The following is a 14,512-nucleotide window of genomic DNA, read 5'->3' on the forward strand; positions in this document are numbered from 1 at the left end:
AGGCTGAGACAGCACCCTAGGAACGCGAAACTACAATACGGAGTATTGAACATAAAGAAGCACAAAGACGATTTAACAATAAAATCATCTTTGTGCTATTATTTTTGGGATTTATGTCCCAGGCTCTTCAAAATTAAACTTATTTTTTCTTCTTACCTGTTTCTCTATCAATTGATTTATCGATGTAAACACCTTTAAGTGAGTTATTAGGTCCAACTTTATGATAAATCAATCCTTTTACTTGTGGATTAGTTAAATGCGCTGTACCTTTTTGATAAATTGGTGCTACTGGTGCATCTCCTAAGAACAATTCTTCAGCAGATTTCAACGCTTCGTATCGTTGATCTTTTTTAAGTGCTAACTTGTCCCTAGCATCTTTTAATAATTGATCATACTTTTTATTGCCCCAATCCGTATTATTTTGAGCATTTCCAGTTGTCATTGTTTCTAGATATGCCATTGGATCAGGATAATCGGCGCTCCAGCCACCTAACGATGATTGGAAATTACCACTTAACTCTAATGACACTCTTTGTTTAAAAGGTAGTTGTTTAATTTTCAATGTAACACCCGGTAAATTTTTCTCAACTTGAGCTTTAATGTATTCAGAAGCGATCTTTGCATCTGGTGTATCTTCAGTGTTCATTGAAAAAGTAACTTCTTTCTTACCTAATTCTTTCTTAGCTTTTTCCCAATGCTGTTTAGCCTCTTTTGGATTATATTTTAATGGCGACTTAATTGTACTCGCATAATCTTCGCCATTTGGTGCTTTAGCAATTCCTTTAGCTGTAAATGTATCAGAAGGCACTGAACCATTATTTTTAACGGAATCGACAAACCCTTTTTTATCTATAGCTTGTGCAATTGCCAACCTTAACTCTTTATTTTTAAAGTCTGGAAACTCTTTTTCATTCATTTTAATGAAAAATGTTCCAGTTGTTAAAACAAAGTTCAAACCTTTATTTTTTTTATATTTATCAACTTGATCAGCTGTGATAAGTGCATCATCTACTGACCCTGTATCGTATAATGAAGCTCCAGCTTGTAAATCTTTCATTACTTTGTAGTTGACTCTATCTAATTTCACATGTTTTTTATCCCAATAGTAGTCATTCTTGGATAACATTGTTTTATCTTCTTGTTTCCAATCATCTACTTTAAATGGGCCATTATACACTGCTTTATCTGCAGCTGTTCCATATCTTTCTCCATATTTTTTAGCAATTTTTTCATTTTGTGGGTCAAATGTGTTTAAAGCTAATAATTGATTTATGTATGGAACTGGTTTTTCTAATTCAATTTTCAACGTGTAGTCATCTAAAGCTGTAATACCTAAATCTTTAACTGGTTTTTTTGAAGCATTAATATCATTGGCATTTTTAATATCACCCATAATATAAGCAAATTCTGAAGCAGTTTTTGGATCAACTACTTTTCTCCATGCATACACAAAATCATGTGCTGTTACTTTATCTCCATTACTCCACTTAGCATCTTTACGTAATTTAACTGTTAACGTTTTTCCATCTTTGCTTTTCTTAGGAAATTCTTTAGCTACACCTAACTCTGCTTTGTCACCTTTTCCTAAAACGTAAAGTCCTTCAAATGACTGTGCTGTAATTTCAAAAGATATTTCATCTGTTATAAGCGCAGTATCTAATGATGTTAAATCAGCAGTTAATACTTTTCTAAAAACTTGCCCATCATCTGAATACAAACTTTTTTTATTAGTACATCCTGATAAAGCAAATAACATTGCTAAAGTGAGTAGTACTATACTAAATTTTTTCATTATCTTTTATCCCCCTTCCTTATCATAATGATCCAGTCATTTCAGATTGTCTTAATTTTTCAGCTTCTTCATCTGTGACAAATACATAATGCTGTGGTCTAATTTCATGTAATTGTCGTAAATGATTATTTGCTTCATCATCTTTATAAGATAATCTCTGACGTGTACGTTCAGTATCTGGATCTGGTTGAGGAATCGCTGATAATAAAGATTTTGTGTAATCGTGTAATGGATGATTATATAAATCATCTGCAGGTCCTAATTCAACAATTTTGCCAAAATGCATCACTGCAATACGATCTGAAATGTATTTAACCATTGATAAATCATGAGCAATAAATAAGAATGTAATGCCTCTTTCACGTTGTAATTTCAATAATAAGTTAACTACTTGTGCTTGAATGGATACGTCTAAAGCTGAAATAGGTTCATCAGCAATAATGAACTCAGGTTCAACTGCTAAGGCACGCGCAATGCCAATACGTTGTCTTTGTCCACCGGAAAATTCATGAGGGTAACGGTTAGCATGTTCTTTACTTAAACCAACCGTTTCTAATAAATCGTAGACACGTTTTTTACGATCACGTTTATCACTTGCCAAATGATGAATATCAATACCTTCTGCAACAATATCCATAACTTTTAATCTCGGATTTAAAGAAGCATATGGATCTTGGAAAATCATTTGAATCTTCTTATTAAATTTCAGCAAATCTTTACGTTTCTTTATCTTTTGAATATCTACACCTTCGTACAAAATTTCTCCACTTGTAATGTCATTTAGTTTAACAATTGATTTACCAGTAGTTGATTTACCACAACCTGATTCACCAACTAAACCTAATGTTTCCCCTTTGTATATATCAAATGAAATATTTTCTACGGCACGAACTTCATTCTTTTTTCCTTCATTAAAATATTGCTTTAAATTTTTAATTTCTAGTAGTACTTCTTCACTCTTCATTGAACGACACCCTTTCTACTTTTTGTGGTTTTTCGAAATTATTAGGCATCGGTCTCACTCTTTGTTTAACCATCTCCGGCAACTCAACTTTAGGTGAACGTTCATCTAATAACCAAGATTTCACAAAATGTGTTGGTGACACTTTAAACCATGGCGGATCTTGTTTAAAGTCAATATCCAAAGCATACTTACTACGTCTAGCAAATGCATCCCCTATTGGAGGATGTAATAAATCAGGTGGTGTTCCTGGAATAGCTAACAACTCTGTGTCATTCGTTGTTGATAAATCTGGCATTGAAGACAGCAGACCCCATGTATATGGATGCTTAGGATCATAAAATATTTCATTGACGTCTCCAGTTTCAACCATTTGACCGCCATACATCACAGCTACTCTATCAGCAATATTGGCTACAACACCTAAATCATGTGTAATAAATATAATTGAAGTATCGATTTTATGCTGTAATTCTTTCATTAAGTCTAATATTTGTGCTTGCATGGTTACATCTAATGCTGTTGTTGGTTCATCAGCTATTAAGACTTTAGGTTCACATGCTAGTGCAGTAGCAATAACAATTCTTTGTCTTTGACCACCAGAGAATTGATGTGGATATGCTTTAAAACGTTTTTCAGCATTTGGTAAACCTACTAAATTTAAAATTTCTAATGCTCTTTTTTTAGCATCAGCTTTATTATAATTTCTATGTTTCATCAATGGTTCCATCACTTGTTTACCTATTTGCATTGTTGGATTTAACGATGTCATAGGATCTTGGAAAATCATTGATATCTCTTTCCCGCGCAATTTAATTAAATCACTTTCAGGTTTTTTAGCTAAGTCTTGACCTAAAAATAAAATTTCTCCCTGTTTAATTCTGCCAGAATCCCCTTGGAATAATTTCGTAATGGCTTTAGTCGTTACTGATTTACCTGAACCTGACTCACCAACGATGGCTAATGTCTCCCCTTTATTCAAGTAAAAATCGACACCTCTAACTGCTTGCACTTCCCCTGCTGTAATATCAAAGGAAACATGCAAATCATTTACTTCTAATACTCTTTCAGTCATATGCTATGCCCCCTTTTTATTTACGCATTTTCGGATCAAATGCATCACGTAATCCATCACTAAATAAGTAGAAGAATAAAATTAATAAACTTAATACTGTTGCTGGTATAAATAGTTCATGTGGATAAATCAACAGCATTGCTCTCCCATCATTCACTAATGAACCTAATGACGTTTGTGGTGCTGGAACACCAATTCCGATAAAGCTTAAGAACGCTTCAAAGAATATGGCACTTGGAACTGTAAACATTGAAGTTACAATAATCGCTCCAAGCGTATTTGGTAAAATATGTTTAAAAATTAATTTCCATTTCGACGCACCTAACGTTTTAGAAGCTAACACGAACTCTTGGGTTTTTAATTTCAAAAATTCTCCACGAACTACCCTACTCATACCTAACCAACCAGTGATTGACATGGCTAAAATAATTACCCAAATAGATGGTTCAAAAATTAAGACGAATAAGATAACTACGATTAAGTTTGGTATAGAAGCAATTATTTCTAGAACACGTTGCATAATATTATCTATCGTGCCTCCAAAGAATCCAGAAATAGCGCCATATATTACACCAATAAAGATATCGAGTATAGCAGCTACTACACCGATAAATAGTGAAATTTGAGCACCTTTCCATGTTCTTGTCCATAAATCACGACCGAGTTGGTCTGTTCCAAACCAATAATTTTCATGTGCATGTGCTTTTTTATAAGCATCTTGCCCATCAGAACCCGTACCATCAAACGGTAAAAATGGCACTTTATCAAGGACAGGTATTTTAGCTGGTAAGTTACGATGTTCAACATTTTGTTCTGCGTAATCATGTTTATTCATCAAAGGACCTACAAACGCTAAAATAACGATTAAAATTAAACCAATCATACCGATAACTGCTAATTTATTTCTTCTTAATTGTGTCCAGGCATCTTGCCAGAAACTTTTACTTTCACGTTGAATTTCTGGTTCTTGATCTAAATTTAAATCACGCATGACAAAATCTGTTGATGCGATGCCTTCAGAGGTATGCGTCATAATTGCGTTTGAATAATCATCATTCAAAGGTGTTTGTCGTTTATCTTCAGCCATTATTTCTTACCTCCTGTCACACGAATTCTTGGATCAATCACACCATATAAAATATCCACAACAAAAATTGATACAATAAATAATGTACTAAATAATAGTGTAATCGCCATAATTACTGAGAAGTCATTTGTTGTTATTGAACGCACAAATTGATCCCCTAAACCAGGTACACCAAAAATATTTTCAATTGTTAACGTGCCAGTTAATATCCCCGCTAACATTGGAACAATAATAGTAATAATAGGGATTAAAGCATTTCTTAATGCATGCCCAAATAATACTCTCATCGTTGAATTCCCTTTTGCTCTTGCTAATAATATATAGTCTGAACTTAATACTTCTATCATTTCTGCTCTTATGTATCTGGCGACAGTCGCAAGTACTGCTGCTGATAACGCTAACGAAGGTAATACTGCAGTTGAAAATCCTTCCCAACCTGCAACTGGGAACCATCTTAATTTAACTGCGAAGACATATTGTAATAAAACAGCAAGTACAAATGAAGGTACTGAAACTGCGATAACTGAGATGACAGTTGTCGTATAATCGACCCATGTATTTTGTTTCGTCGCTGCTGCCACTCCTAATATCAAACCTAATAGAACACCAATGACCATAGCAGTCAATCCCATTTCCATTGATGGAATTAGTCTTGGTTTAATTAAATCCCAAACTGGTTGATTATGATATTGGAATGAATATCCAAAGTCACCAGTAACAACATTTTTCAAATAATGTAGATATTGGACTGCAACTGGATCATTCAATCCATATTTTTCGCTAAGTATTGCCTTTTGTTCAGCACTTAACTTTGCATCATTAAATGGAGAACCAGGCATTAATTTCATTAAGAAAAACGTAATTGTAATAATGATGAATAAAGAAACTACCATGTATCCAAGTCTCTTTAATACATATTTACCCATTCAATCCCCTCCTCTGTTAGTACATAGATTTCTAAATTAATATTCCTTTCACAATATTCTGAAATCTTATGCTTATTATATCTATAATATTCACAATTTTACAACAGTTTTTTGCTTTAAATGACTGAAGTTAACTTGCTAGAAACACTTAATTCAAGCTTTATTTTATAAATTCTATTGTCAAAAAAATTTATTATTGTAAACTTAATATAATTATCTTTGTCAAAGTGGAGTGTCTTATATGTTAAAGAATTTAATACTAATCTTGTTCACACCAATTATCAGTGCAATTTTTTGGCTTTTTGGTCAACATGATGTTATCTCTTTTATTAATATATTATTTTATGTATCATTGCTTATTTTCATTATCTCTTTCGGTATTTTAATTGTACAAGAGGGAATATTAGATGCAACAAGCTATGGCTTTAGACGTTTAAAATATCAAATGTCATCTGCTAAAAAGAAACAGACGCTTGCAGATGATGATTTTTTTAATCCAAGACATATCAAAAAAGAGCATTATATCGTTTCTTCGTGGATATATGCTCTCATCATTATTAACTTTAGTTATTTTATTATTTCTATTTTAGTGTCGATATTATTAAGTAAATAACAATAAAAAAATCTACAGTAACAAACCTGCGTTACTGTAGATTTTATATCATTATGCTTCGAATTTTTTGAACACTAATACTGCGTTATGTCCACCAAAACCTAAACTATTACTCATTGCATGAGTGATGTCTAAATCTTGTGCTTCATTAGGAACAATATCTAAATCGCATTCTGGATCTGGTGTAACTGCATGAATTGTTGGTGCTATTTTTTTATCTCTGATTGAAAGTGCAGAAAATATAGCTTCTAAACCACCAGTTGCCCCTAATAAATGTCCAGTCATTGATTTTGTTGAACTAACTTTTAATTGCTGAGCTGCTTCTCCAAACGTATTTTTAATGGCTTTAATCTCATTTAAGTCACCTACTGGTGTACTTGTACCATGCGCATTTAAATATTGGATGTCATGTGGTTTAATACCTGCATCGTCCATAGCTGCTTGCATCGCTCTTGAACCACCTTCGCCTTCAGGTGCTGGAGCTGTAATATGATATGCATCACCAGTTGTACCATAGCCAACAATTTCTGCATAAATTTGTGCGCCACGAGCTTGTGCTGATTCTAAAGATTCAATAACTAATATACCAGCACCTTCACCCATAACAAAACCGTCACGACCTTCTTGGAAAGGTCTACAAGCTGTTTCTTTATCATCGTTTGTTGATAACGCACGGCTTGCACTAAATCCTGCAATCGCCATATGTGTAATAGGTGCTTCTGTTCCACCTGTAATCATCGCATCAGCATCGCCACGTTGGATAATTTTAAATGCTTCACCAATCGAATTAGTACCAGTTGCACAGGCAGTCACTGTTGCACCGTTTGGTCCTTTAGCTCCTAAATCTATTGATACTTGTCCTGTAGCCATATCTGGGATTAACATTGGTACGAAAAATGGACTAACACGTCTAGGTCCACGTTCCATTAATTGTGTATGTGCAACTTCGAATGTTTCCATACCACCAATACCAGAACCAATCCATACACCAATGCGATCAGCTGTATCATCATTAATTTCTAAATTTGCATCTTTAACAGCTTCTCTAGCAGCTACAACAGCATACTGCGTAAATCTATCCATACGACGGGCTTCTTTTTTATCTATATAGTCTTCAATATTAAAGTCTTTAAGTTCACCTGCTAAGTGTACATTGTAGTCATCTGTATTGATTCTTGTAATACTATCAATACCATTGACACCTTTTAAGGCATTCTCCCATGTTGTTTGAACATCATTACCAATTGGAGAAAGGGCTCCCATACCAGTAATAACTACTCTATTATTTTCACTCATTCGTTATCCTCCTATTTTCCCCATTTTATTGTCATTGCGCCCCAAGTCAGGCCGCCTCCGAAACCAACAAGTACAATGGTATCATCATCTTTTAGTTTACCATTTTGTAACTCTTGATTAATACTTAAAGGAATTGATGCTGCAGAAGTATTACCATATTTATCTACAGAAACACTCATTTTATCTTTAGAAATACCTAAACGTTCTCTTGCAGATTCCATTATACGAATATTCGCTTGATGCGGAATAAATAAATCAATATCATCAGAAGTTAAGTTAGCTTTTTCAACCACACGTGTTGATGCATCACCCATAATTCTAACAGCAAATTTAAATACTTCGCGGCCATTCATTTTTAATTTACCAGTTTCTTTATCAAGATATAGATATTTTCCGCCACTTCCATCAGAACCCATTTCATAGCTAATAATGCCTCGTCCTTCAGAAACTTCACCGATGATTACTGCGCCTGCGCCATCTCCAAAAAGTACGGCAGTTGAACGATCAGTTAAGTCAGTAATTTTAGAAAGTTTATCTGCACCAACTACTAAAATATTATGATAATCACCTGATTGAATATATTGTTTAGCAGTTATCATGGAATACATGAATCCAGAACATGCAGCAAGTTGATCCATCGACGCTACTTTGCCAGTTCCAAGTCGTTCTTGTAAAATATTAGCAACGGATGGGAACGGCATATCTCCTGTCGCAGTTGCTACAATTATCATGTCTATATCTTCAGGTTTAATTCCTGCATCTTCAATTGCTTTAACACTAGCATTATAAGCTAAATCTGAAGTATCTTGATCTTCGTCTGCCCAATGTCTTTCTTTAATTCCAGTCATTTTAGAAATCCATTCATCTGATGTTTCTAAAAATTGTTCAAAATAGGCATTGTCTATTATATTTTCCGGAGCGTACGCACCGAAACCTTTAATACCCACATTCATGGTTGTACACCTTCTTACTAAAATTTTTAATACCAGGTATTAATTTAACATAAAGGTCATTTTGAACACAAGTAAGACATCATGCTGATAAATGAAATTTCTAATGATCAAGAAGTATATTCCAACTTAAGTTCACAATATTTGTGATAACTTACTATACAAAATGAGTTATTTCACTTAAAATAAAAGTATAGATATTTAAAGTGGAGGTAGAGTGAAATGAAACACCTCGTAACATTATTTTGGGCAATTTTACTGTTCCAAATGGTTAACTTCGTATTGAATAGTCTTAATGGTGGAGAAAGTTTAAACATTGTTACGCCTCTTATTATGGCCGTAATCTTTACTATTACAACTGCTATTTTTGCAGCTGTTATTAAACCATCTAAAGACACAGACTATTAATTTCTTATTTTATTATTATGTTTAATAGTATTAACTAAGTACAGATATCAAGCCACTGAATCAACACATTCAGTGGCTTTTCTGTTTAACCTATTTATGTCATTAACCATATTTATTTTGGAGTGGGACAGACATAAATTATCTATAAAATCTATGTTATAACTCCACCTCGGCAAGACTGACTTGGTTTTTAAAATATTGTTTTATCAATATTTTGAAATCCAGACAGATACTATCAAATGCATAATTTTAAGTGTAAAATGCTTGTTGTCCCAGTCTCAAACTATCTGTCGTCATAACGTGATACAAATTTTATTAAATAATAAGCACGCACTACTATCATTGATAGCAATGCGTGCTTTTAAATTTATGCAAGTTGTGATTTTTCTACGTCAAAAGTTAACTCGTCATTATTATCGATATCAACTTTTATTGTAGTTCCTTCAGGGAATCCTTCTTTAATCATCATACGTGCTAATGGTGTTTCAATTTGTCGTTGCACAAAGCGTTTTAATGGTCTTGCGCCAAATTGTGGTTCGTATGCTTCTTTACCTAACCATGCTTTTGCTTGATCAGATACTTCAATAGAAATACGTTGTTCTAATAATCTAATATTTAATTGAGTTAATATTTTATCAACAATCATACTCATATCATTGATTGATAATGGACGGAACAATACAATATCATCCATACGGTTTAATATTTCTGGTTTGAAATAAGCGTTTAGGCTATTCATCACAGCTTTTTCAGTTGATTCTGTAATTTCGCCAGTTTCTTTGACATTTTCTAATAAAATTTGTGAACCAATATTACTAGTCATGATGATAATTGTATTTTTAAAGTCAACACTACGTCCTTTAGAATCTGTTAAACGACCTTCATCTAGTATTTGTAACAAGACATTGAAAACATCACTATGCGCTTTTTCAACTTCATCTAATAATATGACAGAATAAGGATTACGACGAACAGCTTCTGTTAATTGTCCACCTTCATCATGACCTACATAGCCTGGAGGCGCACCAATTAAACGAGACACTGCATGTTTTTCCATATATTCACTCATATCGATTCGTATCATATGTTTTTCAGAATCAAATAATGAAGATGCTAATGATTTAGCTAATTCAGTTTTACCTACACCAGTTGGTCCAAGGAATAAGAAACTTCCTATTGGTCTATTTGGATCTTTAATTCCAGCTCTAGCTCTTACTACAGCGTCTGAAACTAGATCAACTGCTTTATCTTGACCTACAACACGTTTATGCAAGATATCACTTAAATGTAATAATTTATCTCTTTCAGTTTCAACTAATTTAGATACAGGAATACCTGTCCATTGACTAACGATATCGCCAATTTCTTCATCAGTGACAATTTCTCTAATCATACGTTCAGAATCTTCACCTTGTTCATCTTGGAACTGATCTTCTAATTCTCTTAATTCTTTTTCTAATTGAGGAATTGTACCATATTGAAGCTCAGCTGCTTTTTCTAAATTATTATTAGTTTGTGCATCTTCTAACGCTTGTCTACTTTCGTCTAATTGAGCACGTTTTTGTTGTAATTTACCTATTTTCTCTTTTTCATGCTCAACTCTTGATTGTAATGAAGATTGTTTTTCTTTTTCATTAGCTAATTCTTGTTGTAACTCTTCTAAACGTTGTTTACTAGCATTATCTGCTTCATTTTTTAATGCACTTTCTTCAATTTCTAATTGCATTACTCGGCGGTTCACTTGATCAAGTTCAGTAGGATTTGAACCCATTTCTGTGCGAATTGTTGCACATGCTTGGTCAACTAAATCTATCGCTTTATCTGGTAAGAAGCGATCAGTAATATATCTATCTGAAAGTTCTGCAGCTGCTACTAAGGCTCTATCTTGAATTCGTACACCATGATATACTTCATAACGTTCTTTTAAACCACGTAAGATAGAAATTGTATCTTCAACGTCGGGTTCACTTACTGCAACTTTTTGGAAACGACGTTCCAATGCTGAATCTTTTTCGATATATTCACGGTATTCATTTAATGTTGTTGCACCAATACAATGCAATTCACCACGGGCTAACATCGGTTTAAGCATGTTACCTGCATCCATAGCACCATCAGTTTTACCAGCCCCAACAAGCATATGAATTTCATCTATAAATAAAATAATTCTACCATCAGAATCTTTTACTTCTTTAAGTACCGCTTTCAAACGTTCTTCGAATTCACCTCTGAATTTAGCACCTGCAACTAATGCACTTAAATCCAACTCGAAGATTGTTTTATCTAATAAGGATTCTGGTACGTCTTTTTTGACAATACGTTGTGCCAATCCTTCGACGATAGCTGTTTTACCTACACCAGGTTCCCCAATTAAGACGGGATTGTTTTTTGTTTTACGACTTAAAATTCTGATTGTATTACGTATTTCTTCATCTCTACCGATGACTGGATCCATTTTACCTTGACGTACTTCTTCAACTAAGTCACGTCCATATTTTTCTAATGCTTCATAATTTGCTTCAGGATTTTGTGAAGTCACATGATTTCCCCCTCTGATTTTATTAATGATTTCTTGAATTACTTGAGATTTGTTATTTACAAATTCCTTTGTAGTTTGATCAATATCAATTGCAGCTAATAATAAATGCTCCATTGATATAAATTCATCTTGATAGTCATTCATATATGTCTCAGCCTTAGTTAATAACTGATTAGCTTGCTGACTAATATATTGACCATATTGAATATTATCCCCTTCAACTGATGCATAAGAGGATAGTTTTTTATTGTATGCTTCATTTAAAGCATCTATATCAATATTCGCTCGTTCTAAGACACTTTTATATAAACTGTCACTTTCATTTAATGCAGCAATTAATATTGCTTCGATTTCAATATTTTGTAATTTATGTTGTTGACTCTGTTCAACTGCTTGTTGTAATGCACTTTGAACAGCATATGTCATTTGATTAATATCCATTAAATTCTTCACCTCTACTAAATTAGAGTCGGTCAAATTTAGTTAATTTGACTTTGACTTTCTTTGACCTTAATTATATTATAGACCCTCCTTTTGAATTAATCAACAATTAAAACTTATTTTTTTAACTTTTTAGCTATATTTTTACTGCTAAATGAGAAAAGAGATTGAAACTGTTCAAAAGTCTCAACCTCTTTAATTTTATTTTTTATCTTTTATTGCTGTTAATATTTCATCTTTTAATGCTTTTACACCTTTTTGTTCTAGATGAACACCATCTGGCGCAAAATATTCACTATGTCCTCTTGATTTTTTATACCAATCAATAAGTGTCACATTTTTACGTTTCTTAGCAGCATTAGCTAATAATTTATTAACATGTGCCTCATAAAATCGAGGAACTCTAGTATTTACTAAATAAATTTGCGCTTTACCAAATTGATTTAGTAGCTGATCTAATTGTTGTACAGTAAAATCACCGTTAGTCCCTAATTCTAATATCACTTGTTGATCCGCTTTTTTATAATTACCATAATTACTTTTCACTAAAGGTAATGTTTGATATAACTGTCTACCTACTTTGCCATCAATCTTAGCCTTAGGTACAGTTGATTTAAATGATTCACCGATATCTACCATTACTGAATCGCCAATTAATAATGGTGCTAAATTTTTATATTGATCATTTGATGACTTTTCAGTTGTATCATCTTCTACGCCATCAATCCTAATTTTATTTAAAGGTAATAACTCTACTAAATATTTATCTTCTAAATCAGTATTAAAACTATGTGCTTTAGTATTGATATCATCTTTACCATATTTATCAAAGGCACCACAAATTAAGAAAATAAAAGGAATTAATAATAAAATCATCGCTAAACCTCTAATAAAAGGTATAACGTTAGTGCTTCTCCAAGTAACAGCTTTTAAACCATTTGTTCTAAATGGTGTTTCTATCCATCGATATGATACTTCAGCTAAAATGAACGTAACAATAATATCAATAATATAGACATACTTTGGCATTTGACCATCTATAAAATAACTATGGACAAAACTTATCACTGGATAGTGCCATAAGTATAGACTATACGAACGATGACCAATATATACGAGTACTGGATTTGACAAAATTTTAGCAAATAGTGTTGAAGGATGGACTACGCTTGCAATGACTAACAGTGTCATAGTTGACACAATATAAAAACCGCCATCATATAAACGATGACTATCATCATGTATGACAAAAAATAGGAACACTAAGAATGAAAAACCGATAAATCCAAATATATCAATAGTATACTTAATGAAAGTTGGCGGTTGCTGTTTCAATTTAAATGGCGGCCATAAAAAAGCTAACACCACTCCTAATAATAATGTTTGTAATCTTGTATCTGTTCCAAAGTATATACGAGATTGACTTAAGTGAATCTCGTTATAATACAGCATCAATCCAAGTGATAATAAAGAAATTACAAAGCAAATGATACCAACGATGTATTTTTTCCTAGTAAGTAATAATAACATGATTAATATAAATGGAAAGAACAAATAAAATTGTTCTTCAATCGCTAATGACCATAAATGCTTCAATGGTACAAATGAAAATTGTTCAAAATAGTCTACATCTCTAGCAATATACCACCAATTAGAAACGTAAAGTAATACTGCATAAATATCATGTTTAACTCTAATAATTTCACTTGGTTTCAAACATAATGTTAAGGTTCCAACTGTCATTAACACAACCATTAATGCTGGTAATAATCGTTTAATACGTCTAATCCAAAAGCGCTTTAAACGTATAATGCCTGTTTCTTCATATTCTTTAAGTAACAAGCTTGTAATTAAATAGCCCGATATGACAAAAAAAGTATCTACGCCTAGAAAACCACCAGATAACCATTGTTTGTTAAGGTGGTAAATAATAATTGCAATGACTGCAATTGCTCTTAACCCATCAAGACCAGGCATGTATCGTGATGGATAATGTTTAATATCGTCCTTTGGTAATTTTTTATTCATTTACATTCTTCCCTTTTAAAAGCTAAACTTCTAAGATGGCTTCGTCGTCGTTGCTTATTTGGCTTATAAAAGTATCTAATAACAATAAAAAGTATCATTATTTTAGATTAATTTAACAATATACTAAGACAACAAGCATTCTTTACTTAGTATTAAATCACTGACAATAACTGTTTAGTTTGTAAAATATTAAGAAATCAATGTTTTATCATCCAAATCATTATTGTCATTATAGTGTAATCTGTCATTTTAAATCTACGAGTGGATTTTAAGTTAATGTACAAGATGAGGATCTATAAGATATAATTCTTGTAAAAATTTTAGCTACACTATCCCCTTCTAAGCCAGTTACCTTCACATTTGTAAGTTCTATTGTTGACACTAAAAAATTAAGTT

At 32.6% G+C, this 14,512-nt stretch carries 11 protein-coding genes; 2 read left to right on the top strand and 9 right to left on the bottom strand.

The genetic code is table 11. The features are described 5' to 3' along the window. Nucleotides 1-139 precede the first annotated feature (139 nt). The 5 genes from CD113_RS05745 to opp3b are packed head-to-tail and all read right to left on the bottom strand — an operon-like array spanning nucleotide 140 to nucleotide 5,841. A complete protein-coding gene (locus CD113_RS05745) occupies nucleotides 140-1,792 on the bottom strand; it encodes a peptide ABC transporter substrate-binding protein (RefSeq protein WP_407070852.1) in 1,653 nt (550 codons plus the stop codon). A 22-nt stretch (nucleotides 1,793-1,814) separates the two neighbouring features. Then, entirely contained in the window at nucleotides 1,815-2,756 is a 942-nt protein-coding gene (locus CD113_RS05750) for an ABC transporter ATP-binding protein (RefSeq protein ID WP_002465302.1), read from the bottom strand. After that, complete coding sequence (locus CD113_RS05755) at nucleotides 2,746-3,828, bottom strand: ABC transporter ATP-binding protein (protein WP_002465303.1); 1,083 nt, start codon at nucleotides 3,826-3,828, stop codon at nucleotides 2,746-2,748. Before CD113_RS05755 ends, CD113_RS05750 begins: the two co-directional genes overlap by 11 nt. Nucleotides 3,829-3,844: 16 nt before the next feature. Further along, on the bottom strand, nucleotides 3,845-4,915 hold the full coding sequence (opp3C, locus tag CD113_RS05760; protein ID WP_002465304.1) for an oligopeptide ABC transporter permease: 1,071 nt from the start codon (nucleotides 4,913-4,915) through the stop codon (nucleotides 3,845-3,847). Further along, complete coding sequence (gene opp3b, locus CD113_RS05765; protein WP_002465305.1) at nucleotides 4,915-5,841, bottom strand: oligopeptide ABC transporter permease; 927 nt, start codon at nucleotides 5,839-5,841, stop codon at nucleotides 4,915-4,917. The genes opp3C and opp3b overlap by 1 nt, the downstream gene beginning before the upstream one ends. Before the next feature lie 241 nt (nucleotides 5,842-6,082). On the opposite strand from opp3b, the gene CD113_RS05770 reads away from it, so the two are divergent. Next, entirely contained in the window at nucleotides 6,083-6,454 is a 372-nt protein-coding gene (locus tag CD113_RS05770) for a DUF3899 domain-containing protein (protein ID WP_002465306.1), read from the top strand. Between the two features lie 51 nt (nucleotides 6,455-6,505). Here the strand turns inward: CD113_RS05770 and fabF are convergent, their stop codons facing one another. After that, nucleotides 6,506-7,750 carry a beta-ketoacyl-ACP synthase II gene (gene fabF, locus CD113_RS05775; protein ID WP_002465307.1) on the bottom strand — a complete coding sequence of 415 codons (1,245 nt, stop codon included), beginning with the start codon at nucleotides 7,748-7,750 and terminating at the stop codon, nucleotides 6,506-6,508. Between the two features lie 11 nt (nucleotides 7,751-7,761). Beyond that, nucleotides 7,762-8,703: a beta-ketoacyl-ACP synthase III gene (locus CD113_RS05780; protein WP_002465308.1), complete on the bottom strand. Its 942-nt coding sequence runs from the start codon at nucleotides 8,701-8,703 to the stop codon at nucleotides 7,762-7,764. A gap of 219 nt (nucleotides 8,704-8,922) precedes the next feature. On the opposite strand from CD113_RS05780, the gene CD113_RS05785 reads away from it, so the two are divergent. After that, a complete protein-coding gene (locus CD113_RS05785; RefSeq protein WP_002465309.1) occupies nucleotides 8,923-9,108 on the top strand; it encodes a YjzD family protein in 186 nt (61 codons plus the stop codon). Nucleotides 9,109-9,475: 367 nt separating this feature from the next. Here CD113_RS05785 and clpB read toward each other — a convergent pair whose 3' ends face one another. Further along, the gene (gene clpB / locus CD113_RS05790) at nucleotides 9,476-12,088 is read right to left on the bottom strand and encodes an ATP-dependent chaperone ClpB (RefSeq protein ID WP_002465310.1); all 2,613 of its coding nucleotides are present in this window, start codon (nucleotides 12,086-12,088) and stop codon (nucleotides 9,476-9,478) included. Between the two features lie 201 nt (nucleotides 12,089-12,289). Continuing rightward, nucleotides 12,290-14,116 (bottom strand): acyltransferase family protein, encoded by a 1,827-nt coding sequence (locus CD113_RS05795; protein ID WP_002465311.1) that lies wholly within the window; start codon nucleotides 14,114-14,116, stop codon nucleotides 12,290-12,292. Nucleotides 14,117-14,512 lie beyond the last annotated feature (396 nt).

This window comes from Staphylococcus simiae (genome assembly GCF_002902085.1).
GTDB classification, from domain to species: Bacteria; Bacillota; Bacilli; order Staphylococcales; family Staphylococcaceae; genus Staphylococcus; species Staphylococcus simiae.

Coding starts and splice junctions, on each gene's coding strand:
- CD113_RS05780 (WP_002465308.1), bottom strand. CDS start 8,703: ATGAATGTGGGTATTAAAGGTTTCGGTGCGTACGCTCCGGAAAATATA.
- CD113_RS05750 (WP_002465302.1), bottom strand. CDS start 2,756: ATGAAGAGTGAAGAAGTACTACTAGAAATTAAAAATTTAAAGCAATAT.
- opp3C (WP_002465304.1), bottom strand. CDS start 4,915: ATGGCTGAAGATAAACGACAAACACCTTTGAATGATGATTATTCAAAC.
- CD113_RS05770 (WP_002465306.1), top strand. CDS start 6,083: ATGTTAAAGAATTTAATACTAATCTTGTTCACACCAATTATCAGTGCA.
- fabF (WP_002465307.1), bottom strand. CDS start 7,750: ATGAGTGAAAATAATAGAGTAGTTATTACTGGTATGGGAGCCCTTTCT.
- CD113_RS05785 (WP_002465309.1), top strand. CDS start 8,923: ATGAAACACCTCGTAACATTATTTTGGGCAATTTTACTGTTCCAAATG.
- CD113_RS05755 (WP_002465303.1), bottom strand. CDS start 3,828: ATGACTGAAAGAGTATTAGAAGTAAATGATTTGCATGTTTCCTTTGAT.
- clpB (WP_002465310.1), bottom strand. CDS start 12,088: ATGGATATTAATCAAATGACATATGCTGTTCAAAGTGCATTACAACAA.
- CD113_RS05795 (WP_002465311.1), bottom strand. CDS start 14,116: ATGAATAAAAAATTACCAAAGGACGATATTAAACATTATCCATCACGA.
- CD113_RS05745 (WP_407070852.1), bottom strand. CDS start 1,792: ATGAAAAAATTTAGTATAGTACTACTCACTTTAGCAATGTTATTTGCT.
- opp3b (WP_002465305.1), bottom strand. CDS start 5,841: ATGGGTAAATATGTATTAAAGAGACTTGGATACATGGTAGTTTCTTTA.